22 protein-coding genes are annotated in these 25,717 nt (G+C 59.2%); 17 read left to right on the top strand and 5 right to left on the bottom strand.

Annotation, left to right across the window (positions count from 1 at the left end; genetic code table 11):
* Positions 1-38 precede the first annotated feature (38 nt).
* Entirely contained in the window at positions 39-1,220 is a 1,182-nt protein-coding gene (locus tag BLP65_RS10735; protein WP_092996698.1) for an NAD(P)H-dependent flavin oxidoreductase, read from the bottom strand.
* Positions 1,221-1,351: 131 nt separating this feature from the next.
* On the opposite strand from BLP65_RS10735, the gene BLP65_RS10730 reads away from it, so the two are divergent.
* The 4 genes from BLP65_RS10730 to BLP65_RS10715 all read left to right on the top strand — a co-directional run bounded on the left by BLP65_RS10730 (position 1,352) and on the right by BLP65_RS10715 (position 5,426).
* The gene (locus tag BLP65_RS10730; protein ID WP_092996695.1) at positions 1,352-1,981 is read left to right on the top strand and encodes a TatD family nuclease-associated radical SAM protein; all 630 of its coding nucleotides are present in this window, start codon (positions 1,352-1,354) and stop codon (positions 1,979-1,981) included.
* Positions 1,982-2,219: 238 nt separating this feature from the next.
* On the top strand, positions 2,220-3,167 hold the full coding sequence (locus BLP65_RS10725) for a tRNA modification radical SAM protein MnmL/YtqA (RefSeq protein WP_092996692.1): 948 nt from the start codon (positions 2,220-2,222) through the stop codon (positions 3,165-3,167).
* Positions 3,168-3,340: 173 nt separating this feature from the next.
* A complete protein-coding gene (ubiU, locus tag BLP65_RS10720) occupies positions 3,341-4,348 on the top strand; it encodes a ubiquinone anaerobic biosynthesis protein UbiU (protein WP_092996689.1) in 1,008 nt (335 codons plus the stop codon).
* 163 nt (positions 4,349-4,511) lie between these two features.
* Positions 4,512-5,426, top strand: coding sequence for a U32 family peptidase (locus BLP65_RS10715; protein WP_092996686.1), 915 nt, complete (start codon positions 4,512-4,514; stop codon positions 5,424-5,426).
* 226 nt (positions 5,427-5,652) lie between these two features.
* On the opposite strand, the gene ubiT is transcribed toward BLP65_RS10715, so the two are convergent.
* On the bottom strand, positions 5,653-6,171 hold the full coding sequence (gene ubiT / locus BLP65_RS10710) for a ubiquinone anaerobic biosynthesis accessory factor UbiT (RefSeq protein WP_245688305.1): 519 nt from the start codon (positions 6,169-6,171) through the stop codon (positions 5,653-5,655).
* A gap of 411 nt (positions 6,172-6,582) precedes the next feature.
* Here ubiT and BLP65_RS10705 point away from each other — a divergent pair, with 411 nt between their 5' ends.
* Positions 6,583-8,808, top strand: coding sequence for a heavy metal translocating P-type ATPase (locus tag BLP65_RS10705; RefSeq protein WP_092997119.1), 2,226 nt, complete (start codon positions 6,583-6,585; stop codon positions 8,806-8,808).
* Between the two features lie 515 nt (positions 8,809-9,323).
* On the opposite strand, the gene BLP65_RS10700 is transcribed toward BLP65_RS10705, so the two are convergent.
* Complete coding sequence (locus tag BLP65_RS10700; protein ID WP_175452536.1) at positions 9,324-9,935, bottom strand: 2OG-Fe(II) oxygenase; 612 nt, start codon at positions 9,933-9,935, stop codon at positions 9,324-9,326.
* A gap of 164 nt (positions 9,936-10,099) precedes the next feature.
* Here BLP65_RS10700 and djlA point away from each other — a divergent pair, with 164 nt between their 5' ends.
* Positions 10,100-10,906, top strand: a complete 807-nt coding sequence (djlA, locus tag BLP65_RS10695; protein ID WP_092996680.1) for a co-chaperone DjlA — start codon at positions 10,100-10,102, stop codon at positions 10,904-10,906.
* A gap of 31 nt (positions 10,907-10,937) precedes the next feature.
* Here the strand turns inward: djlA and BLP65_RS10690 are convergent, their stop codons facing one another.
* A complete protein-coding gene (locus tag BLP65_RS10690) occupies positions 10,938-12,320 on the bottom strand; it encodes an alanine/glycine:cation symporter family protein (protein ID WP_092996675.1) in 1,383 nt (460 codons plus the stop codon).
* 162 nt (positions 12,321-12,482) lie between these two features.
* On the opposite strand from BLP65_RS10690, the gene BLP65_RS10685 reads away from it, so the two are divergent.
* Positions 12,483-12,764, top strand: a complete 282-nt coding sequence (locus tag BLP65_RS10685) for an Lrp/AsnC family transcriptional regulator (protein ID WP_092996671.1) — start codon at positions 12,483-12,485, stop codon at positions 12,762-12,764.
* Positions 12,765-12,844: 80 nt separating this feature from the next.
* On the top strand, positions 12,845-13,126 hold the full coding sequence (locus BLP65_RS10680) for an Lrp/AsnC family transcriptional regulator (protein WP_092996668.1): 282 nt from the start codon (positions 12,845-12,847) through the stop codon (positions 13,124-13,126).
* Positions 13,127-13,230: 104 nt separating this feature from the next.
* On the opposite strand, the gene BLP65_RS10675 is transcribed toward BLP65_RS10680, so the two are convergent.
* Positions 13,231-13,686, bottom strand: a complete 456-nt coding sequence (locus tag BLP65_RS10675; RefSeq protein WP_092996665.1) for a CopD family protein — start codon at positions 13,684-13,686, stop codon at positions 13,231-13,233.
* 239 nt (positions 13,687-13,925) lie between these two features.
* Here BLP65_RS10675 and rpe point away from each other — a divergent pair, with 239 nt between their 5' ends.
* The 9 genes from rpe (at position 13,926) to BLP65_RS10630 (ending at position 25,681) form a co-directional block, all read left to right on the top strand.
* Positions 13,926-14,618, top strand: a complete 693-nt coding sequence (gene rpe, locus BLP65_RS10670; protein ID WP_092996662.1) for a ribulose-phosphate 3-epimerase — start codon at positions 13,926-13,928, stop codon at positions 14,616-14,618.
* 96 nt (positions 14,619-14,714) lie between these two features.
* Positions 14,715-15,383 carry a phosphoglycolate phosphatase gene (locus BLP65_RS10665; protein WP_092996659.1) on the top strand — a complete coding sequence of 223 codons (669 nt, stop codon included), beginning with the start codon at positions 14,715-14,717 and terminating at the stop codon, positions 15,381-15,383.
* A gap of 226 nt (positions 15,384-15,609) precedes the next feature.
* Positions 15,610-17,082, top strand: coding sequence for an anthranilate synthase component I (gene trpE / locus BLP65_RS10660; protein WP_092996656.1), 1,473 nt, complete (start codon positions 15,610-15,612; stop codon positions 17,080-17,082).
* A gap of 371 nt (positions 17,083-17,453) precedes the next feature.
* The gene (locus tag BLP65_RS10655; protein WP_092996653.1) at positions 17,454-19,649 is read left to right on the top strand and encodes a polysaccharide biosynthesis tyrosine autokinase; all 2,196 of its coding nucleotides are present in this window, start codon (positions 17,454-17,456) and stop codon (positions 19,647-19,649) included.
* A gap of 95 nt (positions 19,650-19,744) precedes the next feature.
* On the top strand, positions 19,745-21,688 hold the full coding sequence (locus BLP65_RS10650; protein WP_092996650.1) for a polysaccharide biosynthesis protein: 1,944 nt from the start codon (positions 19,745-19,747) through the stop codon (positions 21,686-21,688).
* Between the two features lie 114 nt (positions 21,689-21,802).
* Positions 21,803-22,855: a Gfo/Idh/MocA family protein gene (locus BLP65_RS10645; RefSeq protein ID WP_092996647.1), complete on the top strand. Its 1,053-nt coding sequence runs from the start codon at positions 21,803-21,805 to the stop codon at positions 22,853-22,855.
* Between the two features lie 9 nt (positions 22,856-22,864).
* Positions 22,865-23,428 (top strand): acyltransferase, encoded by a 564-nt coding sequence (locus tag BLP65_RS10640; protein ID WP_092996644.1) that lies wholly within the window; start codon positions 22,865-22,867, stop codon positions 23,426-23,428.
* Positions 23,425-24,492: a glycerol-3-phosphate dehydrogenase/oxidase gene (locus BLP65_RS10635; protein ID WP_092996641.1), complete on the top strand. Its 1,068-nt coding sequence runs from the start codon at positions 23,425-23,427 to the stop codon at positions 24,490-24,492. The genes BLP65_RS10640 and BLP65_RS10635 overlap by 4 nt, the downstream gene beginning before the upstream one ends.
* Before the next feature lie 79 nt (positions 24,493-24,571).
* Positions 24,572-25,681 (top strand): DegT/DnrJ/EryC1/StrS family aminotransferase, encoded by a 1,110-nt coding sequence (locus tag BLP65_RS10630; protein WP_092996638.1) that lies wholly within the window; start codon positions 24,572-24,574, stop codon positions 25,679-25,681.
* Positions 25,682-25,717 lie beyond the last annotated feature (36 nt).

Here is a 25,717-nt window from a genome sequence, read left to right as displayed (position 1 = left end):
GTTGGGCTTCGTTCCTCACCTACATTTTGGAGCCCAGGCTATCCTCGGACAGGATCCGAGGCCAAAGTCCTCGGATCGTTGCCGGTTAGCAGATAGGTCAGCAGGTCGTGCACCGAGCGCACCTGGTCGCCGAACGGCAGTGGCTCGGAGCCGCGGAAGAACAGGCCTTTGTCCACATTGCCCTGAACTGCCGCCTGTAACTGGGTATCGATACAGAACTGACCGGAACTCCCGTCGCCGTCCTTCAGGCCACAGTGGGTCAGGCATTCGAACCAGACCGCGCAGGTGCCTTTCTCGGGTGTGGCGCGGGATCGGACCTTCTCCTCACGGGCCAGATACTTCTTGAGCCAGGGCGTGAGTACCGCACGCGCCGGAAGGCCGGCGGTGCTCATGAAGGTGACGATATCCTTCGGTTTGGCCTCGAGCAGGACCTTCTTGAAGTTGTCGTGGGCATCGCCCTCTTCGGTAACCGCAAAGGGAGTGCCGATCTGCACACCACTGGCACCGAGGTGCAGAAGTTCCCTGATCTTCTGAAACGAGTTGACGCCTCCGGCTGGTAGCAGCGGTATGGCATCGAGTTTGAGTTGTTCGAAGACCTTGGGGATCTCGCCGAGCACCCGCTTGAAGTCGAAACGCGGGTCTTTGATGTTCTCGGGCCTGGGTGCCCCCAGGTGGCCGCCGGCAAATGCGGGATGCTCGAGGACGATGGCATCGGGCAGCACGCCCTTGCGTAACCAGCGCTTGAGTACCGCACGTACGCCCCGCTCTTCCGAAAGGATGGGAATGAGGGCAACCTGGTCTTCATAGCCCTTGATCATCTCCGGCAGATCAAATGGCAGGCCGGCCCCCATAATGATGGCATTGGCGCCGCTTTCACAGGCTTGGCGTACCAGATCCTGGTGGCGATCCACGGCTTTCATCACGTTGACGGCGATAAAGCCGTCGGGGCCCGAGATTTCCCGGGCTGAGCGGATCTCACGGTCCAGGGCCTCGAGGTTGGCTTCCTCGATGACATTGCGGTCGCGTACCCGGCGGGTCCGCTCCATGAGATCGGGATGGTGGACACGCAGGTCGATACTGGCAATCGTGCCTACAGCTCCCTCCCGGGCGACGGTGCCTGCCAGTCGATGGGCCGAGACGCCTACGCCCATCCCCCCCTGTATTACGGGCAGCAGCTCCTTGTCGCGGATCTTCAGGAGTGGAACGGGAATGTCAAACATGAAACACCTGCTTCAAGCCTTGGGAGGGAAACCGTATATGATACAGGACAGGTCGGAATTGATCTGCATCATTCGAGATTTCGAGTCAATTCGCCTACACTAATACGCCTTATTTCCGTGGGAATTCGGCAATGCAGGCTACCCCGCAGTATAGAGAAGAGCCGCACGACATCATAGCCTATGAGCTGCACGGTAACGGCTATCTGAATATCACCAGCCGCTGCACGCTGCGTTGCTCCTTCTGCCCCAAACACCAGAAGACCTGGGAAGTGCAGGAGTATGACCTGCGCCTGCACCGTGAGCCCTCGGTGGAAGAGGTTCTGGAGGCGGTCGGCAATCCGGCGAAGTACAAAAGCGTTGTCTTCTGCGGGCTTGGCGAGCCGACCCAGCGCCTTGATGCCTTGCTGGAGATCGCCCGGACACTCAAGCGTCAGGGGGCCCTGATACGGGTCAATACGGACGGATTGGCCAGTCTGATCAATGGTCGTGACGTCACCCCGGAGATGGCCGAGGCGGTGGACTCCGTTTCCATCTCCATGAATGCACAGGACGCAGAACTCTACGAACGGCACTGCCGTCCCAAGCGCCAGGGTACCTTCGGGGCGATGCTGGATTTCGCCCTTCGTGCCCGGGAGAGTGGCATTGATGTCACCATGACCGCCATTGACGGGTTGCCGGGCGTCGATATTGGCGCCTGTGAACGCCTCGCCCGTCAGCTCGAGGTCAAATTCCGCCGCCGCGTCCTCGACGTGGTTGGTTGATAAAGAAAGCTCACCGCAGCGCAAAGAAAAACAACAGACATATTGCACCGCAGAGACGCAGAGTACGCTGAGACTCGCGGAGCGGTGTGAATCGTTTCAGCGCAAGAGCCGTAACAGCTCTTGGTTTTTTTCTGCGAACCTCCGCGTACTCTGCGTCTCCGCGGTGCAATTCTTTTTGGCGTTCTTTGCGTTCTTTGCGTTCTTTGCGTTCTTTGCGGTTTGATCTAAAAAGGGTGATATGGCACTTTCGGATTACGTCAACATGTTCGGCCAGTGGCTCATCGCCCGCTATGGCGAACGCGTCCACAAGGTGTCGGTGGATGCGGACTTCACCTGTCCCAACCGTGACGGTTCCAAGGGTATCGGTGGCTGTACCTTCTGTAACAACAGCTCTTTCAGTCCCAACAGCCGGCGGCAATCCGTGCCGGTTGCCGAGCAGATCGCCGCTGGACAGGAGGTCATCGGCCGGAGGACCCGCGCCAAAAAGTTTCTCGCCTATTTCCAGGCCTATACCAACACGTATGCCGAGCTCGAGTATCTCAAAGGCCTCTATGACGAGGCCCTTCATCAGCCCGGGGTCATCGGCCTTTCGGTAGGAACGCGGCCCGATTGCGTGCCGGAGGATGTGCTCGACCTGTTGGCCGATTATCAGGCTCAGGGGAAGGAGGTTTGGCTGGAACTGGGCCTCCAGTCCGCCTTCGACAGCAGTCTGGAGCGGGTCAATCGTGGTCACGGCTTCGCCGAATATCGCGAAACGCTGCACGCCGCGCGTGCGCGCGGTCTGCCGGTCTGCACCCACCTGATCCTCGGACTCCCGGGTGAAACCGCCTGGCACAGCCGGGTGACACTGGAACGGGTGCTGGAGGAGGGCGTCGATGGACTCAAGCTCCACCCCCTGCATGTGGTCAAAGGTACCGCCCTGGCAAACGAGTGGCGGCGGGGTGAGTACCGGCCCTGGGGGTTCGAGCAGTACATCGAGACTGCAGCGGACCTCATCGAGATGACCCCGCCTGAGGTGGTGTATCATCGCGTCACCGGCACTGCATCAAAGAAAATCCTGCTAGCGCCCGAGTGGTGCAACTGGAAATGGCGGGTACTGAATGCAATCGAACATGAACTGGCGCGTCGGGGGACGGGCCAGGGCCAGGACGGGCCGAAGCAAACCGCGGGGGCGGAAAGGGCTTAGAAAATCCACGGATCCACCGCAAAGACGCAAAGAGCACAAAGGTAACTACGAAGACATGAAACCGCCGAATACGCCGATGGGTTCTTCGACGCCTTCGGTGTCTTCGGTTCCCTGTTTTTTCTTTGCGCTCTTTGCGTCTTTGCGGTGAATACTTTCATTTCAGGTGGCTGACAATGAACAACAAGGTCGAACTGGTCTGCCCGGCAGGCAGTTTCCCGGCCCTGCGCGCAGCGGTCGACAACGGTGCCGACGCGGTGTACATGGGCTTTCGTGACGGAACAAACGCCCGTAATTTTCCCGGGCTGAACTTCGACGAGCGTCAGGCCCGCCGTGGCATTGAGTACGCACGAAGCAAGGGCGCCAAGGTGTTGCTGGCGCTGAACACCTATCCCCAGCCGCAGACCTGGGGTACCTGGACCCATGCCGTGGATATGGCTGCGGATCTGGGGGTCGATGCCCTCATTCTGGCTGATGCCGGGTTGATGCGCTATGCCGCCACCACCCATCCCGACCTGCGTCTGCACCTTTCCGTACAGGGTTCCGCTACCAGTTACGAGGCCATCGAATTCTATCGGGAACAGTTCAATATCCAGCGGGTGGTGCTGCCCCGGGTGCTGTCGATGCCCCAGGTGCGCCGGGTTCTCCAAAACACCAGTGCGGAGATCGAGGTTTTCGCCTTCGGGTCGCTCTGCGTCATGGTGGAGGGGCGCTGTTACCTCTCCTCCTATGCCACCGGCGAATCCCCCAATACCTGTGGTGCATGCTCTCCGGCCAAATCGGTCGAGTGGTCCGAAACGTCCCGGGGGCGCGAAGTCCGGCTTGGCGGCGTGCTGATCGATACCTATAAGCCTGAAGAAAGCGCCGGCTATCCGGTGCTCTGCAAGGGCCGCTATCTGATTAATGACGATCTGCGCTACGCCATGGAGGAGCCCACCTCGCTGTCGGTGCTCGACATTCTTCCGGAACTGGTACGGATGGGGGTCTCCGCAGTGAAGATCGAGGGCCGCCAGCGCAGCCCCGCCTACGTGGCGCAGGTCACGCGGGTAATGCGTCAGGCACTCGATGCCTGTCAGGCGGACCCTGACAGTTTCGTTCCCCGCAACGACTGGGTTGCCGCCCTGGACAAAATGGCCGAAGGCAGTACCCATACCCTGGGCGCCCTCGAGCGTCAGTGGCAGTAATCCGGTGCGGGAAAAGAGCGGGATAACCACGGGGGGCACGGGGCGCACGGGGCAAAAAGTGTTGTTCGAGCCTCTCTCCCCCCGTGTGCCCCGTGATTGGAATTTAAAGGGTGGGCACGAGTCACCGATTGTGAACTCTGCGTTTTCCAGGAGTCATTGAACAATGAAGCTTTCCTTGGGTCCTCTGTTGTATTTCTGGCCGCTGGAGGATGTGCGGGCCTTTTACCGGGAAGCCGCCGGCTGGCCGGTGGATACGGTCTATCTGGGTGAGGTGGTCTGCTCCAAGCGGCGACCGCCGAAGCTCGAGGACTGGCTGGCCATCGGTGAGGAACTGGCTGATGCAGGCAAGGAGGTGGTGCTGTCGACGCTGGCACTCATCGAGGCAGAGTCTGAACTCATCACGCTTCGCAAGATCGTGGAAAATGGCCGCTTCAGCGTGGAAGCCAACGACTGGGGCGCGGTACGCCTGTGTGCCAAACACGAAATCCCTTTCACCGCCGGGCCGCACCTGAACGTCTACAACCAGGAAACCCTCGTACTGCTTGCCGGGCTCGGCGCGCAGCGCTGGGTCATGCCGGTGGAGTTGCCGAGGGAGACGCTGGCAGCGATGCAGGCCGGTCGTCCGGAAGGCATGGAGACCGAGGTTTTTGCCTTTGGCCGTATGCCGCTCGCCTTTTCGGCGCGCTGTTTCACCGCCCGGGCCCACAATCTTCCCAAGGATGACTGCCAGCTGCGCTGCATCGACTACGAAGACGGTCTGGTAATGCGCTCCCAGGACGAGCAGCCGTTCCTGACCATCAACGGCATACAGACCCAGTCCGATACCACCGCAGACCTGATCGCCGAAATCCCGGACATGCAGTCGCTGGATGTCGATGTGGTGCGACTCTCCCCCCAGGCGCACCACATGGGCCACATCGCCACTGTTTTCCACGCGGTGATGGCCGGCGAGCTCTCTCCGGAAGCGGCGGTACAAAAAACCACCCGGTTGACCGCCGGCACCCCCTGCAACGGCTACTGGCACGGCAAGGCGGGCATGAACTGGACCGCCCCGGATCTCGAAACGGTCGGGGAGTAACACAGCGGCGCAGGGTGCATACCCGGCGCACGCGCATTAGGGATGCTCGTCACAGCAAAATTACCGCCACCCGGCGCCGAATCAATGAACAACTGTAACCACGGGGTACACGGGGGCCACGGGGTAAAACAGGTTGTTCGGGTTTTTCCTCCCCGTGCGCCCCGTGTTCCCCGTGGTTCGAAATTCAAGGGGTGAGGTTCTTCCTCTGTGTCTCTGCGACGCAGTCTTAGATCTGCGGCTGGCCCGTAAGGCGGCGGATGCGTCGGTCGATGCCGGTGGTCTGCAGCAGGCGCTGGAGACGCGGGGCAAGGCGGGGGCCGAGCACGGCTTGCAGGTGGGCGTCCCAGTCGAAGTCGAGTGCGTCGAGCATGTTCTTGATGTAGAGCCCGGTTTCGGTCTCGCCTTCGATGGCGAGGCGGCGGCCGAAGAAGAGGGTATCGGGGTCTTCGGCGCGCGTGGCGAGCAGCCAGAAATCGGCCAGGTTGCCGCTGATGCGGACATCCCAGTTTTCGTTGATGTCCGGACCCGGCTGGCGCCTGAAACGCCGGTCCTGGATTCGGAACCGGAGCCGGGTGCCGGTGTCGGTAATGGCAATACAGACCCGTTTGCCCTGCAGCTCTTCGAGTTGTTCGGCCATCCACTGCCCCTTGAGCAGGTGGTTGAACAAGTGTCCCAGTACTTCACTGTGGAGTGTATTCGGCACGGCCTTGAGGAAAAGGCTGAGCGGCAGCATCGGTGGTTTCACGATCAGTCTCCTGCGGGTACGGCCTTGAACCATCGGGTTTGGGCCATACTTTAACATCTGGAAGATGCACCCGATTATAACCCGAATTCCCGCGGCAAACGTCTGGAACGACTCTAACTGTGATGAATCGTAGGGAAACCGAGAGTCGTCAGGCAACTGGTTTTCACCAGAGGGGTACAGAGGGCTTTGAATTGATCCTGGGCGGCCTTCCCGCAGGTTGTCCTACCAAAGGTCGCTGACGGGCTGAAGCCCGACCTATAGCTTTCGTCGTAGGTCGGGCTTCAGCCCGTCAATAAAAAGCTTTTTGAGATTCCAACTTTCAGCGAAGTTTGCGCCGCTGTGTCATTGGCCTGAAGCTCTGTGTCCTCTGTGGTTGTACGCTTTTTAAGAATAGGAGCATCTGTGAACAAGATTCAGGAACATCGCCTTTCGGTGGGCGGTATGAGTTGCGCCGGTTGCGTCGCCTCGGTCGAGAAGGCCCTGAATGCGGTCCCGGGCGTGGAGACGGCCTCCGTCAGTTTCGCCGAGCATGCCGCCCAGGTGAGCGGGAGGGTGGATGCCGACACCTTGATCAAGGCTGTGGTCGACGCAGGCTATGAAGCGGCCGAGGTCAAGGACCTGGATCGGGAACAGGAGGAGCGCGAGGCTGCGGAACGCGAAGCCTATCGCGGCCGGTTCCGTAAAGCTGGAGTAGCGGCGCTGGTAGGTACCCCGCTGATGGTGGGGGAGATGGCCGGCTGGTTTCCCGCGATCGCCGATGCGCCCCTGTTCTGGCTGCTGATTGCGGCAGTGGCAGGGGCCACCATGTACTATGCGGGACGGCACTTCTTTATTGGTGCCTGGAAGCAGTTCCGCCACCACAATGCCAACATGGACACCCTCATCGCCATGGGCACCGGGGCGGCGTGGCTCTACTCGCTGGCGATTACGCTGTTTCCAGACAGTGTCCCTTCCATAGCCCAGCACGCCTACTACGAAGCAGCAGTATTTATCATCGCCTTCATCAACTTCGGGCAGGCGCTGGAGATGCGGGCGCGAAGCCGCACCTCGGAGGCCATCAAACGGCTCATTGGCCTGCAACCGAAAACGGCCCGGGTGGTCCGTGAGGGGAAAGAGCTGGATGTGCCCATCATCGAGGTGGGGGTGGAAGAGTCTGTCCGGGTTCGCCCTGGCGAGCGCATCCCGGTCGATGGGGTGGTAATCGATGGCCAATCGAGCGTCGATGAGGCCATGCTCACCGGTGAGCCGTTGCCGGTGGAAAAGCGAATCGGGGATGAGGTGGTGGGTGGCACCATCAACAAGACCGGCTCCTTCCTCTATCAGGCCAAACGCATCGGCAAGGATACCGTTCTGGCGTGTATCATCGATATGGTGCGCCAGGCGCAGGCCAGTAAACCGGCCATCGGGCGGCTGGTGGACCGGGTGGCTGGGGTATTTGTCCCCTCGGTCATGATCGTTGCTGTGTTCACCTTCCTGGCCTGGCTGAACTGGGGTCCGGATCCGCGGATCTCGTTCGCCATCGTCGCTACCGTGACGGTGTTGATTATCGCCTGTCCCTGTGCGCTGGGGCTCGCCACCCCGATTTCCATCATGATCGGGGTCGGCAAGGCGGCCCAGTACGGAGTCCTGATTCGAAACGGCGAGGCGCTGCAGCAGGCCGGGAAACTCACCACGATCGTCCTTGACAAGACCGGTACCGTGACCGAAGGGCGCCCCACGGTGACCTCGGTAGTACCAACAGAGGGCTGGGAGGAGGATGAGCTGCTGCACGCGGCCGCCTCCGTGGAAGCCGGTTCCGAGCATCCGCTTGCCCAGGCCATCGTCGAGGCCGCCAAGGAGCGCGGCATGCAACCGGAAGCGGTCGAAGGTTTTGCGGCCCTCTCCGGGCGTGGTGTTAGCGCCGAATGGCGCGGTCAAACCGTACTGTTTGGCAACCTGCGCCTGATGGGAGAGCAGGGAGTGGGTTTGGGCGGACTTGAAAGCCGTTTCGGCGAACTGGCGGCCGAGGCACAGACGCCGATGCTGCTGGCGGTCGCCGGTCGGGCGGCCGGTATCATCACCGTCGCCGACCCCGTCAAGAGTGACTCGGCCGGGGCGGTAAGCCGCCTCAAACGCGAGGGTCTGAAGGTCGTGATGATTACCGGCGATTACCAGGCAGCGGCCGATGCGGTGGGTCGCCAGGTGGGCATCGATCAGGTGATTGCCGAGGTCCTGCCCGAGCACAAGTCCGATGCCGTTGCAAAGCTTCAGGCGGAGGGTGAAATTGTCGGCATGGTGGGTGACGGCATCAATGATGCCCCGGCCCTGGCCCGTGCCAACGTGGGCTTCGCCATCGGTTCGGGCACCGATGTGGCCATCGAAAGCGCCGACGTCACCCTGATGCGCGGCTCCCTCCACGGCGTCGCCGATGCCATTGCAATCTCCCAGGCCACAGTGCGAAATATCAAACAGAACCTGTTCGGGGCGTTTATCTACAATACTCTGGGTATTCCCGTGGCCGCCGGTGTGCTCTACCCCTTCATCGGTCTGCTGCTCAACCCGATGATTGCCGGTGCTGCCATGGCCGCCTCCTCGGTTACCGTGGTCACCAACGCCAATCGGCTGCGCTTTTTCCGCGCCGGGGAGGACTCGAAATGATGTGGGTCAATCTTGCGGGTCTGGTCGTGATCGGATTGATCATCTGGTGGTTCTGGCTGAGCGACTGAGTGAATCTTTGAACCGTAAAGAGGAAACGATTGCACCGCAGAGGTGCGGAGTTCGCTGAGGATTGAAGCAGGCAGCGCACGATATGCGGGGACCATGGGATAAACCGGGTAGGTCGGTCCCCCGGCGCCCCGTCCCGTGGGTCGGAGTAATCACCTGGTAGGGTGGATAAGCGAAGCGCATCCACCCAGCGACTCGAGAGAACGCGGACGTCATTGCGAACCGTACCACCTGCTGTGCAGGCCCGAATCAAGGGAGAACTGGTAACCACGGGGTACACGGTGACCCCGGGGTAAAACAAGCTATCGGGTTTTTTCCTCCCCCGTGCGCCCCGTGTTCCCCGTGGTTCAAAATTCAATGGTTCGTTAAGTTCTTCGGAGGCTCTGCGCCCTCGCGCCTCTGCGGTTTAAATATCTGTTCGAAGCAGAGGATATCCGCGCAGTAGCTCCCTATATCCGTTTTCGGTACCACCCGGTCAGGCTCATTCGTTGGCGTCCGGCCGGGAGGACTTCGTGGAGGAATGTGCCTGAGAGGAAGCTGACCAGTGTACCGGCCTCGGGCAGGATATCGACGTAGGGGCTCTCTTCGCCGGACTGCAGATAGAGGCGTAGTTGGCCCCCATCGTCCAATCTCCAGTCCTCGTTGAGGTAGAGAATGGTAGTGATGGTGCGCAGCTCGTTCTCCCTGAACTGGTCCCGGTGGCGCCTGTAGAAACTGCCAGGCGGATAGATCGCGAAGTGTCCCTCGTAATCGGCGAGCCCAAGATAGAGGTCGCGGTTGATGGCCAGCCTCAGCTTCTCCAGACGCCCATGCCAGCGAAGCTGGGCCGGGGTGGCGAATTCAGGATCGAGCCACATGATGTGATCCGTGCGCACATCAGCGTTGACATGAAGGACCTCGCCCCGCCCGACTCCGGCATGGCGAAAACCTCCGGCATCCCACTGGGTTCGGCACTCCCTCGCCAGTTCCCGCACCTCTTCTCGCTCCACGAAACCGGGAAAGGTGCCCCACCCCCGATCTGCCAGGGCATCCACTACCGCCTGACAGGGTTCAAGGTCCAAATCGTCGCTCCCAACCGTTCATCGACCAGCTTCTCCTTAAGGATGGTCGATATATACCCGCTTTCGACCTCGCTGTAACCGGAAGGATCGTTTTTCATGCTCTCGCGCCGGCGCCGGCGGCACGCTACCATGGTCCGGTCACGAGCCGAATGGCGGAGAATTCGATGAGTTGGTGGGGTAAGGTGCTCGGCACGGCCTTTGGTTTTGCCCTTGGCGGCCCTCTGGGTGCGCTGCTGGGCACCGTGGTGGGGCACCAGTTCGACAAGGGACTGAAGCTGGTCACCGGTCAGACCATGGATCGCGAGCAGATCCAGATGGCGTTCTTTACGGCGACCTTTTCCGTCATGGGGCGCCTTGCCAAGGCCGATGGCCGGGTCAGCAGGCAGGAGATCAGTTTCGCCCAGGCAGTGATGCAGCAGATGGCGCTGCAGCCCGAACAGAAGCAGGTGGCCATCGATCTGTTCCGGCAGGGCAAGGAGGATGATTTCGACCTGGAAGGTGTGCTGGAACAGTTCCGGTCAGTGGTCGGGCGTCGCTCCACGCTGATGCGCATGTTTCTCGAGATCCAGCTTCAGGCCGCCTATGCCGACGGTGCACTGCATGCCGCGGAACGGGAATTGTTGATCGAGATCTTCCGCTTGCTGGGCTTTTCCCGGGCCGAATTCGCGCATCTCGACGCCATGACGCGGGCTGCCCGCGATTTCGCCGGGCGTGGCCCCGGTGCCGCCGGCGGAATGGGACGGGCGCCTCGCAAGGACCTCGTAAAAGAGGCGTACGAAGTGCTGGGCGTCAAAGCCGACGCATCCGATGCCGAGATCAAACGCGCCTACCGTCGCCTGATGAGCCAGCACCATCCGGACAAGCTGGTCTCCCGCGGACTGCCCGAAGAGATGATGAAGATCGCCACAGAGAAGACGCAGGAGATTAAAAACGCCTACGAAATGATCAAGGAGACGCGGGGCACCCGTTGAAGCAGTGGTTTGGAACTGCAACCGCGTGCCGTCAATCGAGGGCTCTCCTCTCTCTGGGGTGGCGGGCAAAATAGTCAGCTGTGGCGGCCCTGACCCTGGGCGCAAGTAACAGCGCTGAGGTCATGGTCGGAATGGCCATCAGCCCGTACATGCCGTCGATCAGGCTGATTACCAGTTCGAGCGACCCCACCGCACCGAGCAGCACCAGTCCCGTATAGATCCAGACGTAGTGGTGCTGGCGCTCGGCACCCGCCAGAAAGCCCAGGCACTTGCTGCCGTAGTACCAGAAGCTGAATATGGTCGAGAGCGACAGGAATAGCACCATGATGGTCAACAGATAGGCGCCAGTCCCTGGAAGGGCATGTTCGAAGGCGCTGGCCGTGAGGCTCACGCCGTCCGCCTCGCTACCCTGCCAGACGCCGGTGGTAAGAATGGCCAGTGCAGTGCAGGTGCAGACGATCAGGGTATCGATGACCGGCCCCAGCATCGCCACGAGCCCCTCGCGGATCGGCTCATTGGTCTTCGCGGCGCCGTGGGCCATGGACTCGGTGCCGATGCCCGCCTCGTTGGAGAAGGCGCCGCGCCGCACCCCCATCAGGATCACCGTCCCGACCGCGCCGCCCGCCACCGACTGGCCGCTGAAGGCATCCTCCAGGATCAGCGCAAAGGCACCGGGAATCGCGCCGGCATTATCGAAGAGCACCCATACCGTCAGGGCCATGTAGAACAGTACCATTGCGGGCACCAGCCGTGAGGTGACCCTCCCCACCCGCTGGATGTTGCCCAGAATTACGGCGAGCACCACCGCTGCGATCAGCACCCCGAGGGTGAGGTCAAAGCCGAAGTGGTCCGCCTCGGAGGTCCAGCCGTTCGGTATCGCCACCACCTCGCGGACGATCTGCACCAGCTGATTGACCTGAAAGACCGGTAGTGTCCCGAACAGCCCCGCCAGTGCGAAGAGTCCGGCCAGTGGCAGCCAGCGCCGCCCCAGCCCCTCGCGGACTACATACATGGGGCCACCCTGGAGGTGGCCGAGACTGTCCCGCCCCCGGTACATGATGGCCAGCGAGGCGGTGAAGAACTTGGTGGCGATCCCGACCACGGCCGTGATCCACATCCAGAAGATGGCGCCCGGCCCTCCCATGGTGATTGCCACGGCAACCCCGGCAATGTTGCCCATCCCGAGGGTGCCGGAGAGGGCGGTGGTGAGCGCCTGGAAGTGTACGATGTGACCCGGGTCGCCGGGGTCGTCGTAGCGGCCGCGCAGGATGGCGATGGCGTGCCGAAAGTGCCGGTAGGGCAGCAGGCGGGAGTAGAGCAGAAAGAACACGCCGCCCCCGACCAGCAGAATAACCAGCGGCATGCCCCAGACAAACCCGGCGAATGCGACCAGGGCGTTTTCCAGTGATTCCATCGGTAAAGGGGGGCTTTTGGACTCCGTGTCACCTTAACACAGCAAACAACAGCGACCATGCTTACAGCGCCGTCTCGACCCCCGACGCGCCAGGTGCGCTCTTTGCGTTTTGCGGTGAATATCCCAACCTATGAAAGACACAGCAACCGGAGAGTGAAAGCCATGGTTACGGCAATCGTACTGGTCAAGGCGGAGCGCATGCGGGTCAACGATGTGGCCGCCGAACTGGCGGAGATTGAGGGTATCAGCGAGGTCTACTCCGTCGGCGGCCGTTATGACCTGGTGGTGATGATTCGCGTTCGCAGCAATGAAGCCATGGCCGACGTGGTGACCAATCACATGCTCAAGGTCGACGGCATCATCGAAACGGAAACCATGCCCGCCTTCCGTACCCAGTCCCGGCATGACCTTGAAACCATGTTTTCCATCGGCATGGACGAGTAGGATCGCCCGGAAAGGCGAGGGCGTTTTGACCGCACAGCTGGCGTCTATCCTTTGAGAAGGACGTCACACGGAGGCTCGTCATGGAAAACGCAGTCGTATTGTTGAAGGTGGACCAGAATCGCATCGATGCCATTGCCGATCGTATTTCGCGACTGCCGGGGGTCGACCAGGTCCATGCCGTCGCGGGCATCTACGACCTGGTCGCGCTCATCAAAGCCACCACGGCAGAGGGCGTGGACAACCTCGTGAACAGGCACATGGCGAAGATATCCGGAGTTCACGAGGCCCATACCCTGGCTGCCGAACGGACCTTTACTCGACGGGATGTGGACCCGCTCTATTCAGGTGGGCTCGGGCCTTAGAGACTGAATTCACCATGGAGGACACGGAGATGTAATGCCTAAGCCCGATCGCGTGTCTCTCTGTGTCCTCCGTGGTTGGAAGCTGTAGTTACATCAGTTCCCGCCTAGAAAAGGCGTCCCCCGCTGCCGATCGCAGCGGTGATGAGGCCCAGCAGGAGGTTGATGCCGACGATGGCGCGGATACGGTCCAGATGCTGTTTGCCGTCGGGCCAGCGGCGTTCGGCCACCGCCTGCCTGAAGCCGCGGTACGGGACGAAAAACAGAAAGACGAACAGCGCGATCATCACCAGGCCGATGCCGTTCATGATGTGGACGTATACGCCCACGTTCGCCATGCCTCCATAGACGGCAAAAATAAGCCAGTATCCCGTCACCAGAATCAGGATGACCGCCGCCCAGACCCAGGCGAAGAAGCGCCGGAATACACCATTCCAGAGAACCTGCCGTTCGGGTGGCTCAAGCTCCACTGCGGCCACCGGGCGCAAGACCTGGTGGGCAAAAAACATCCCGCCCACCCAAACGATAACGGCCAGGACGTGTAGTGCGAGCATAATGCTCATGGTGTCTTCTCCTGCTTCTGCAACTGGTCAAGGTAGGCTGCCGCTTCGGCTGAAGGGCATTCACAAACCATTGGTATGGGACTCTAACAGGTCGAAATCAAGAGGTTAGGGTGATTTCGCGCTATTCTATCCGCTCCCGAGTCGCATTCGGCCGGGACAGCGGGTAAAATTCCGGGTTCTTTTTTCGGGCGCTTCGCCGAATGCGGGCGTGCAACGGACATAATCAGAGGCAAAGAACTATGGCGGACTATTTGATTGCTCCCTCGATCCTGTCGGCGGATTTTGCCCGGCTGGGCGACGAGGTCAAGAAGGTCCTCGATTCCGGTGCCGATATCGTGCACTTCGACGTCATGGACAACCACTACGTCCCCAACCTGACCATCGGCCCGCTGGTATGCCAGGCATTGCGCGATTACGGTATCACCGCCCCGGTCGACGTGCACCTGATGGTCAAGCCGGTGGATCGGATCATTCCTGACTTTGCGGCAGCCGGCGCCACCTACATTACCTTCCATCCGGAGGCCTCCGAGCATGTCGATCGGACCTTGCAGCTGATCCACGACGAGGGCTGCAAGGCGGGTCTGGTGTTCAACCCGGCGACTCCGCTCTCCTATCTGGACTACGTGATGGACAAGGTCGACATGATCCTGCTCATGTCCGTGAACCCCGGCTTCGGCGGCCAGAGCTTCATTCCGGCGACCCTGGACAAGCTGCGTGAGGCGCGCAAGCGCATCGATGCAAGCGGTCGCGACATCCGTCTTGAGATCGATGGTGGCGTGAAGGCCGACAACATCCGCGAGATCGCCGAAGCGGGCGCCGATACTTTCGTCGCCGGCTCGGGCATCTTCGGCAAGGCCGAGGCCTCCGATCCGAACAAGTATGATTCCATCCTGGAGACCTTCCGCGCCGAGCTGGCCAAGGCTGGTAAATAGAGAAAAAACCACGGAGAGCACGGGGACACGGGGGCTTGTTGATTGGGGTCCCCGTGCTCCCCGTGTCCGCCGTGGTTGATAACCGAGGCCGGAGAAATGAAACTACCCCGGATGGTCCTGATTGACCTTGACGGCACCCTGGTGGACAGCGTGCCGGATTTGGCCTTCTGCGCCGACGAGATGAACAAGGTGCTCGGTCTCCCGGTGCGTGGTGAAAATCGTGCCCGCAACTGGGTGGGTAATGGTGTAGAACGGTTCGTCAAACGAGCACTGACCGATTCGCTGCATGACGAGCCTGAGCCGGCGCTGTTTGAAAAGGCGCTGCCGATCTTCATGGCGCTTTATGCAGAGAACACCAGTGCCCGCAGCCGGCTCTATCCAGGTGTGCGTGAGGGGATCGACTATCTGCAAGCGGAAGGAATTGCCCTCGGGTGCGTAACCAACAAGGCAGCGCGTTTTACCGAGCCGCTCCTGCAGGAGCTCGGCATCTACGACTGTTTCGGCATCGTGGTCAGTGGCGATACGCTGCCGCAAAAGAAGCCCGACCCCGCGCCCTTGCGGCATGCTGCTGATTTCTTTAAAGTTCCTGCAGAGGCATCATTGATGATCGGCGATTCCATGCACGACGTGGAAGCCGCCCGCAATGCCGGGTTTTCGGTAATCGCCGTGACCTACGGCTACAATCACGGCCACGACATCCGCGAGGCAAACCCGGACGCCGTGGTGGACTCCCTGGCGGAGTTGCCTCGAGTGTTGGAAGACTGAAAAGACATCAACCACAGAGGACACGGAGCTCACAGAGATTTTTAAATTGTCCTCTCTGTGTACTCTGTGCTCTCTGTGGTTAATAACTGGATCCAGTAAATAGCAATGACCCCGACGTTGAACAAGGCATGGCCCGGGAAACGATGGCGCAGCTAGGTCGCCATTGAGCCCGAATGATAAACATCCGGGCTAAGCCATCGCCTTTTTCATCTGACAGGGGAATGCCATGACACCCGAATACTTCGCCCGGCTTGCCGCTGAGGGCTACAACCGAATCCCGGTGATGCGCGAGGTCCTCGCCGACCTCGACACGCCGCTCTCCACCTATCTCAAGCTGGCCGACGGACCCTACACCTATCTGTTCGAGTCGGTTCAGGGCGGGGAAAAATGGGGCCGCTACTCCATCATCGGCCTGCCGTGTCGCACCGTCCTCAAGGTGTTCGGCCACGACATCGTGGTGGAGGAGGGCGGCCGGCCGGTCGAGCAGGCCACGGCCGACGATCCGCTCGCCTGGATCGAGGATTTCCAGGGCCGCTACCACATGGCAGAGGTGCCCGGATTGCCCCGCTTCACGGGCGGTCTGGTGGGTTATTTTGGCTACGACACGGTGCGTTATGTCGAGCCCCGCCTCGGGGACAGCCCCAATTCGGACCCGCTGGGCAATCCCGACATCCTGCTGATGGTTTCCGATGAGGTGGTCGTATTCGACAATCTTTCGGGCAAGCTCTACGTCATCGTCCACGCCGATCCAACCGCCGGCGGTGCGCTGGAGCGGGCGCAGCAGCGGCTGGACCGGCTAGTCGAGCGCATGCGGGCCATCACGCCCGTGCAGCGGTCCGGCATCTCGACGGAAGTGACCGAAAAGGATTTCGTCTCCGGCTTTACACAAGAGGGTTTCGAGGCCGCAGTTGCCCGGGCCAGGGAGTACATCGCCGCCGGCGACATCATGCAGGTAGTGCTCTCGCAGCGGCTCTCGATCCCCTACCATGCCCGACCGCTGGACCTCTATCGCGCGCTGCGCAGCCTCAACCCCTCGCCTTACATGTACTATCTCGATCTCGAGGGATTTCAGGTGGTCGGCTCCTCGCCGGAGATCCTGGTTCGCGCGGAGGATGGCAAGGTAACCGTGCGGCCCATCGCCGGCACCCGTCCGCGCGGCAAGAGCGAAGAGGAGGACCGTGCGCTGGAGCAGGAGCTGCTGGCTGATCCCAAGGAACTCGCCGAGCACCTGATGCTTATCGACCTGGGGCGCAACGACGTTGGCCGCATCGCCGAGACCGGCTCGGTGCAACTGACCGATAAAATGGTCATCGAGCGCTACTCCCATGTGATGCACATTGTTTCCAACGTTGTCGCGGACCTGCGGGACGGCCTCACCGCCATGGATGCCCTGCGCGCCACCTTTCCTGCAGGTACCGTGTCCGGTGCGCCCAAGATCCGGGCCATGGAGATCATCGACGAACTGGAGCCAGTCAAGCGCGGTGTCTACTCGGGAGCCGTCGGCTATCTCGGCTGGAACGGCAACATGGATACTGCCATTGCCATCCGCACCGCGGTCATCAAGGATGAAAAGCTGCACATCCAGGCCGGTGCCGGCATTGTCTACGACTCCGTCCCGAGCAAAGAATGGGAAGAGACCATGAACAAGGGTCGCGCGATCTTCCGCGCCGTCGCCATGGCGGAGGCGGGCCTGACTTAGGAGCCAGCCGCAGGCCCTCTCCCTGGTATGACAGCCGGGAAATTTCACCGTTGGCCCTGGAAACTAGCGGTGTTATCCACTACTGATTAGCTAACGTAGCGACCTTTGCAATTACAAGGACGGCGGAGGATGGCTCCTGGTTTAGCCGAACTCAAGCATGGACGTTTGCGTTGGGTCATCTGACGGTACGAAGCCACAATGGCACTATACTGACTCGCATGCGACACGCGGTCCGACCGGGCGCCTGCTTTCAATCAAATGCCTCGGCTCTAGACTCGAAGATGCCAATCCGCCCGGGTATGACGCATGGGCGGGCAGCCTTGTCGCTGCCGATATCCTCTTAAATCATTCACGCGCCAACGGAAGGTAAGATGAGTGACTTCAAACAAAGCCCGCCATTCAACGCAAGCGAAAACGTTGTCGATTTGAGGGAGTATGTTGTTGAACTCTGGCGCGCGAAACACGTTGTGTTCGGTATTGCGCTGCTCGTCCTGACCGTGGTCGGTCTCTATACGTTCACTGCACGACCAATTTATCAAAGCGATGTCCTCATCCAGATAGACCCGGCGCAAGCTGATTCCGAAAGCACCCGGGAGCTTTCTTCGATTTCGGCAGGCGATAGTCCGGTGGAAGCCGAGATGCAGCTCTTTCGTTCCCGGTCCGTGGTGGGCGCAGCGGTTGACGAGCTGAATCTTGCGATCGTTGCCGAACCGACGTACTTGCCGGTTGCCGGCAGAGCAATAGCAAAGATGAGTCTCCCTGTGCAGGAATTATCGGCTGCCTGGGAGTATCTGAAGCCTTACGCATGGGGAAAAGAGAAAATTACCGTCGACCGGCTGGAGGTACCCGACTACCTGACAGGCCAGGCCATGTCCCTGGTTGCGATGGGTAATGACTCTTACGAGATTCACGACGACTTGGGTAACAAACTCGCGGAGGGGCGAGTCGGCGAACTGCTAAGTCAGGACCTTGGCGATGAAGACTCGCTGGAAATTCTCGTTTCCGAATTGAGAGCACATCGGGGGGCACAGTTTTCGGTCACCAGAAGCTACCGCTGGCACGCCGTGAACAAGTTGCGCAACGCCCTCCATGTATCGCAACAGGGGGAGGAAACAGGAATCATAAGGCTGGCTTTGGAGGGCCCCGATCCTGAACTTCTGCAGCGCATCCTCACCACCATCACAAGTGCCTATCTTCAGCACAATGTCGCACGTCGAGCCCAGGAAGCCGAGAAGACCCTCGAGGTGCTCAATAAACATCTGCCTGCGTTGAGAAAGAACCTGACGGAGGCCGAAAATCGCCTGAATGACTACCGCTCCAGTGTGGGCAGTGTGAACGTTACGCTGGAAGCGGAAGCCCTGCTGGAGCGTGCAACGTCACTGGAAACGCAACTCTCCGAGTTGAAGATCCGGCGTGATGATATTGAAAACAAGTTTACTCCGGAGCACCCCCTGTTCAGCGAAATCAATCAGCAAATCCGATCGCTTGAAAATGAGCGGGCCAGCCTCAATGCAGAGATGCGTAAGTTGCCAGACGAGCAGGAAAAGTCCATCCGACTGGAACGCGATGTGACGGTGGCTAATGAGCTTTACCTGCTTTTGTTGAACAGGGCACAGGAAATGCGTGTGATGCGCGCGGGTACTGTAACCAATGCCCGGGTGATCGACCCGGCCGACCTCCCGATAGAGCCGACAAAACCAAAGCCATCACTGATGCTGTCCCTGGGCGCTATTCTCGGGACAACACTCGGGATCTTTGGCGTCGTGCTGCGGAATGGCTTTCGTCAAGGCATCGACGATCCCGAGGTTGTTGAAAAAAACCTCAGTCTTCCGGTGTATGCCTCCATATTACACAGCACCAGTCAGGCCAAACTGGAGAAGTCGAGAAAGTTCAAAGGGAGGGAGCGGCTCCTCGCGATCCTCGACAGGGATAGTCCGACAGTAGAAGCCTTGCGAAGTCTTCGAACCAACGTCTATTTTGCCGCCCAGCATGTCGAACATCCGATTGTCGCCATCACCGGCCCGGCTCCGAATATTGGCAAGTCATTCGTGGCTTCCAACCTCGCCGTGGTGCTTGCTGACAGTGGCAAACGCACCCTGCTGATCGATGCCGACATGCGCAAGGGACATCTGCATGATGCGTTTGCGATTCAGCGCGGATACGGTCTTTCCGGGGTGCTGCGGGGGCAGGTTCTGCCCGGAGATGCAATTCACCAAACCAGACAACAGGGACTGGATTTTCTTCCTTGTGGGGATATGCCTCGGAACCCTTCCGAATTGCTTCTTCACGAGCGTTTCGCCGCACTTCTGGAGCGGCTACGGCAGCACTACGACATGATCATTGTAGATAGTCCACCAACCCTTGCCGTCACAGATGCTGTTGTCATCGCTCGACACTCTGATGTGAACCTGATGGTCCTGCGCGCAGGTCAACATCCGATGGGAGAAATCAGGGCGGCGATGCGAGGATTTCAACAGAGTGATTTGAGTATCGATGGCTTTATTGTCAACGACGTGTCAGCCACGAACTCCTATTACGTGCGCTACTATCACCAGTACGCCAGTTGAGCTCCGGAGGCTGAAACGACGTACAGGCAGGGTTCTGAATCAAGGCCGTTTGGGTGATCCGGCCAGGACGTCATGCAACATAGCAAGGATGCTAAATGAAACTGCCGCAGACATTGGCAAGGAGCGCTGGACGCGCCCCTTTATTGATTGTCGACATGTGGCTGATTCCTGTTTTGTTGTGGTGTGCGTTTGCACTTCGATCCGGCACTCTTCCGCCGGATCTGACCGACGACAGGAAGTGGCTTTTACTCTTTTCAGTAGTCGCAAGCGTTGTCCCTTTTATCCGCCTGGGACTCTATCGTGCGGTCACGCGCTACATCGGCCAGGAAGCCGCGTTTGTAATCATCCAGGGAGTGACCACTGCCGCACTGCTGCTGTTTGGTTTGGCCTGGCTATTTCAACTCGAAGCCGATCCGGCCGTGTTCATTATTTTTTGGGCAATAGTGTTGATTTATGTGGGCGGAAGTCGCTTTGCGATTCGGGCCTATTATCGCCACAGAGCGGCCAGAAGAGCGAAGGCGGTGGGGATTTATGGCGCCGGTGATGCAGGACGCCAACTCGCTGCGGCGATTAACAGCGGAAATCAGTGCCACGTAAGGGCATTTTTTGATGATGATCCATCTTTGGACGGAGTGATTATCGATGGCACTCCGGTCTTCAATACCCATGATATTCAGCATGTTGTCCAGCAAAGGGGATTGCACGAGATCTTCCTCGCTCTGCCTTCAGCCAGCCGACACCAGAGGCAGCAGGCACTCCGCCGCGTTGAATTTCTTCCTGTTCGAATCCGCACCGTGCCTCATCTGGGGGAGTTGGTCGTCGGTCTGGCCCGCGTCGATGAACTGCGAGATATCGACCTGGAGGACCTGCTGGAGCGAGCGCCCGTCGAGGCGAAGATGGCCCTGCTGACCAGTTCCGCCAACAAAAAAAATGTCATGGTGACGGGTGCCGGTGGCACGATCGGATCAGAACTCTGCCGGAAAATCATCGACCTCAACCCGGTTCGGGTCGTGCTCTATGAAATGTCCGAATATGCGCTTTACGCCATAGAGAAAGAGTTGAGAGAGGCCAACAAATACGCGAAAACGACCATCGCTATTCATCCAGTCTTGAGCTCGGTCAGAGACAGCCAGCGGGTTGCGGCTGTCATGGCAGAGTATGGAATCGACCTTGTCTTTCATGCTGCGGCATACAAGCACGTTCCCATGCTGGAGGAAAACATTGCGGAGGGTGTGCTCAATAATGTGATCGGGACGTGGAACGTCGCCGAAGCGGCTGTGGCTGCACAGGCAGCCACCTTCGTGCTGGTATCAACGGACAAAGCCGTGCGGCCGACAAACTTGATGGGGGCGACCAAGCGCATGTCTGAACTGGTGGTTCAGGCAATTCAGGAGCGGGAACGGCAGGGAGAGAGCAAGACGGACCTCTGTATCGTTCGTTTTGGCAATGTCCTCGGAAGCTCCGGATCGGTGGTTCCCCACTTTAAAGAGCAGATTCGCAGGGGCGGTCCGATCACTGTGACTCATCCCGAGGTGATCCGGTATTTCATGACAGTCCCCGAGGCGGCCCAGTTGGTGCTGCAGGCCAGTGCCATGTCACGCGGAGGAGACGTGTTCCTTCTGGACATGGGCGCACCGGTCAAGATTCATGACCTGGCAAAGAAGATGATCCACCTGATGGGATTTATCGAGAAAACCGACAACAACCAAAGCGGGGACATTGCCATCGAGTTTACCGGTCTTCGTCCGGGTGAAAAACTCTATGAAGAACTCCTGGTCGACAGCGAGGCGTACGCTACAGAGCATCCGAAGATCATGCGTGCACAGGAAGGGGGTGTTGCCTGGAACGAGATTGAAGAGCCTCTGCATGACCTGTGGCGGGCAGCCGATGAGAACCGGATTGAAGAGGTGATCGAAATTCTGAAGGCTTGCGTCCCCGAGTATACGCCGGGAGAAGGTGTTTGCTCCCAATGCAGCGCGGAACAGGAGTATACCGGTGGCCTGGATCGCTCGTTTGCAGCAGGAAACGGTATTGAGTAGAACTTACCCAGGGCGTCGGACCTGGTTTGCAGGAGATCTCCTTACGCAAACGTTGAACGCAAGCACATCCGGCGACAGACCTTACACGAAAACTGACCCAGGGATGGGATTGAAATGGCATCAAAAATCAACAATCGAAAATTGCGTATCGGGATCGTGGGGTGCGGGCGGATCTCCCGGAATCACTTCGATTCGATTGACGTCCACAGCGAACACATGGAGCTGGTATCCGTTTGCGATGTGGACGAGGATATTCTCGGAAATCATACCGAAAAGTATAAAGTGCCCGGCTATAGCAATATGGAGGCGATGCTCAAAAATGAATCGATGGATCTGGTGGCACTATGTACTCCCAGCGGGCTCCATCCCGACCAAACCGTTCGAGCGGCGCAACACGGGGTCAATGTGGTCACCGAAAAACCGATGGCCACACGGTGGCAAGATGGTCTGCGTATGGTCCGGGCCTGCGACCAGGAGGGTGTGCGACTTTTCGTTGTAAAGCAGAACCGAAAGAATACCACCCTTCAGTTGTTGAAACAGGCCATCACCGAAAAGCGGTTCGGGAAAATTTATATGGTCCATATCAACGTATTCTGGAATCGCCCGCAGGAGTACTACGATTCGGCCAAGTGGCGCGGGACCTGGGAACTCGATGGCGGCGCTTTCATGAATCAGGCGAGCCACTATGTGGACTTGCTCGACTGGCTGATCGGTCCCGTAGAGAGCATTCAGGCGATGAACGGCACCCTGGACCGGGATGTCGAGGTCGAGACCAGCGGAGTCCTTAATGTTCGCTGGCGGAGCGGATCGCTTGGATCCATGAGTGTGACGATGCTCACTTATCCCAAGAACTTCGAAGGTTCGATAACGATACTCGGTGAGAAGGGAACCGTGCGCGTGGGTGGCGTCGCCGTAAACGAGATCCAGCATTGGCAATTTTCCGATGAGCGGGAGTACGACAGCCAGGTACAGGCCGCAAACTACGAAACCACATCGGTTTACGGCTTTGGGCACCCGGGGTACTACAAGAATGTCATCGACGTGATGCGTGGTGAGGCGGAACCGGAGACCGACGGACGTGAGGGATTGAAGTCGCTGGAGGTACTGATAGCCGCCTATCTCTCTGCACGTGACGGACGCACGGTGTCACTCCCATTGGAGTATTGAAGGTGAGCCATGACGTTTAGTGTACATGCGACTGCGATTGTTGATGAGGGGGCGACCATCGGCGAGCACACGAGGATTTGGCATTGGGTACACGTCTGCGCCGGGGCGCGTATTGGCCGTGACTGTTCACTGGGGCAGAACGTTTTCGTGGGCAACAGGGTAACGATCGGAAACAGCGTAAAGGTACAAAACAATGTTTCCATTTACGACGAGGTTCACCTCGAGGATCACGTGTTTTGCGGGCCCAGCATGGTGTTCACCAATGTGGTAAACCCACGCTCTCACGTGGCCAGAAAACTGGAGTACCAGAAGACCCTCGTGCGAACTGGCGCCACCATCGGGGCGAATGCGACCATCATCTGCGGGCATACCATCGGGAAGTACGCCTTCATCGGTGCAGGCGCAGTAGTGACGAAGGATGTGCCCGATTATGCACTTCTGTTGGGAAATCCCGCTGTTCGCGTCGGCTGGATGTGTCAGTGCGGTGTGCGGTTGCCCAATGAGGGCCAGGTCTCCTGCGATGCGTGTGGCCAAGCCTATGCGATCGACGAGGAGGCGTGTCGCCCTTTATGAAACGGGTTGCAGTGATTGGCGGTGGCATTAACGGTGTAATGACGGCCTGGGAACTGTCGAAAAAGGGACATACCGTCCAGTTGTTCGAAAAGGGCACGCTCATGTCGGCCACCAGCAGTGCCTCAACCAAGTTGCTGCACGGGGGGCTGCGTTATCTGGAGCATGGTCAGTTTTCCCTGGTTCGTGAAGCGCTGGCGGAACGGGCCTGGTGGATAGAGCAGGCGCCACATCTGGCACGCCCGCTGCCGATCCTGTTGCCGATTTATCGAAAGAGCAGCCGATCGCCTTTGAAGATGAAGATCGGATTGACGATCTATGACGGACTTGCCGGAAAAGCTTGCCTGGGTCGACACCAAAAGTTGATGCCGTCTGAGCTGCTGGCCTTGCTGCCGGAGTTGAAACCGGAAGGGCTCGTTGGCGGATATCGGTTTTTTGACGGACAGATGGATGATCGGGCGCTCGGTCTGTGGGCCGCGGAACAGGCCAGCAAAGCGGGAGTAACGATTCGAGAGAATGCCGCCGTCGACAGGGTGACGAGTTCGGGTCAGGTGATCGCCGGTGGCGATTGGGAGCGCTATGATCTGGTATACAACGTTACCGGTCCCTGGGCAGAGCAGTTGCTGATCCAAAGTGGTATCGAAAGCAGCGTTCGACTCCGCCTTGTAAAGGGGAGTCATCTGGTTTTCGACTTCCCGATCGCTCATGGCGCGATTCTTGAAGTACCGGGGCAGCGCCGGGTGGCATTCATTCTTCCCTATCAAGGCCATACCCTGGTGGGGACCACCGAAGTGGCCCAGCGGCTAAACGAGCCGGTCGAGTGTTCTGCAGAGGAGACTTCATACCTGATCGGATTTTGCCGGAGCTATCTGCATCGCAACATCGGCGAAGCAAACATTAAAACGCATTTCGCAGGATTGCGGCCGTTAGTGCAGTCCGCACGGGATGCCGGCAGCAACAGCCGGGAATCGGCTTTCGAGCAAACAGATAGGGTAATCACTGTTTTCGGGGGCAAATGGACTGCATCAAGGGTACTGGCATCCCGCGCCGCAGCCATGAGTATGTAACTGTACTGTGTATTCCTGTTCCCCTACATAGTCATGCGGACGGAAGCGCAAGGATAATGATAATTCTCAGGAAGAGCCCATGCAATTTATCGATCTTGAATCCCAGCAAAAGAGCATTCGCCCCCGATTGGAGGCGCGTATCCGGCGAGTGCTGGACCACGGCCGGTACATCATGGGGCCGGAAGTGGCCGAACTCGAAGAGCGCTTGGCTGAATATGCAGGCGTAAAGCACTGTGTTGCCGTGTCCAGTGGTACCGATTCACTTCTCATTGCCATGATGGCGTTGGGCATCGGTCCGGGCGATGAAGTGATCACGACTCCATTTACCTTTATTGCGACCGGCGAGGTAATTGCCTTGCTGGGTGCGATGCCTGTCTTCGTCGACATAGACTTCCGCACCTATAATATCGATCCGGAAAAAATAGAGACGAAGATCACGTCGAAGACCCGGGCCATTATGCCTGTCAGTCTTTATGGCCAGTGCGCCGATTTTGACACCATCAATGCTATCGCCGCCCGATATGGACTCCCGGTGATAGAGGACGGTGCACAATCCTTTGGCGCCACTTACAAGGGGCGCAAGTCCTGTGGGCTTTCCACCGTCGGTTCGACGAGCTTTTTTCCGAGCAAGCCGTTAGGGGGCTATGGAGATAGCGGGGCGCTGTTTACCGACGAAGATGAACTCGCGCAGGCAATGCGGGAGATCCGGGTGCATGGGCAGGATCGGCGCTATCACCATCCGGTGATCGGCATCAACGGGCGCATAAATACGATCCAGGCCGCGATCCTGCTGGAAAAACTCGAAATCTTCCCGCAAGAAGTGGTGAACCGGGCCAGAATCGGGGCGGAATACGGGCGGCAATTGGCTGCGCTCAGCGGCATAGCCCCGCTCTATATCGAGCCCTATCACACCAGTGTATATGCACAATATACGGTACAGGTGGAGGACCGCGATCAAATTGCTAGGCAACTGAAATCGCGCGGTATACCCACCGCCGTGCATTATCCCGTTTCCCTTTGCCGGCAGCCGGTGTTTTCCGGACTTAACCTCGATCCCTCTGCATGCCCCCAGGCGGAACAGGCGAGTGCGCGTGTTTTGAGTCTGCCCATGCACCCGTATCTGGACCCAAAAGAGCAGCATTCGGTGGTCGATGCATTGGCTAGCGCAACACAGCTGTCCGTGAGCTAGTGCCGGCGCGATGCTGTGGCCCAGGCGCACCATTCG

It is taken from the genome of Thiohalomonas denitrificans (genome assembly GCF_900102855.1).
Taxonomy (GTDB): domain Bacteria; phylum Pseudomonadota; class Gammaproteobacteria; order Thiohalomonadales; family Thiohalomonadaceae; genus Thiohalomonas; species Thiohalomonas denitrificans.
The sequence above is the reverse complement of the archived record's forward strand: the minus strand, read 5'-3'. Positions and strand labels throughout refer to the sequence as shown.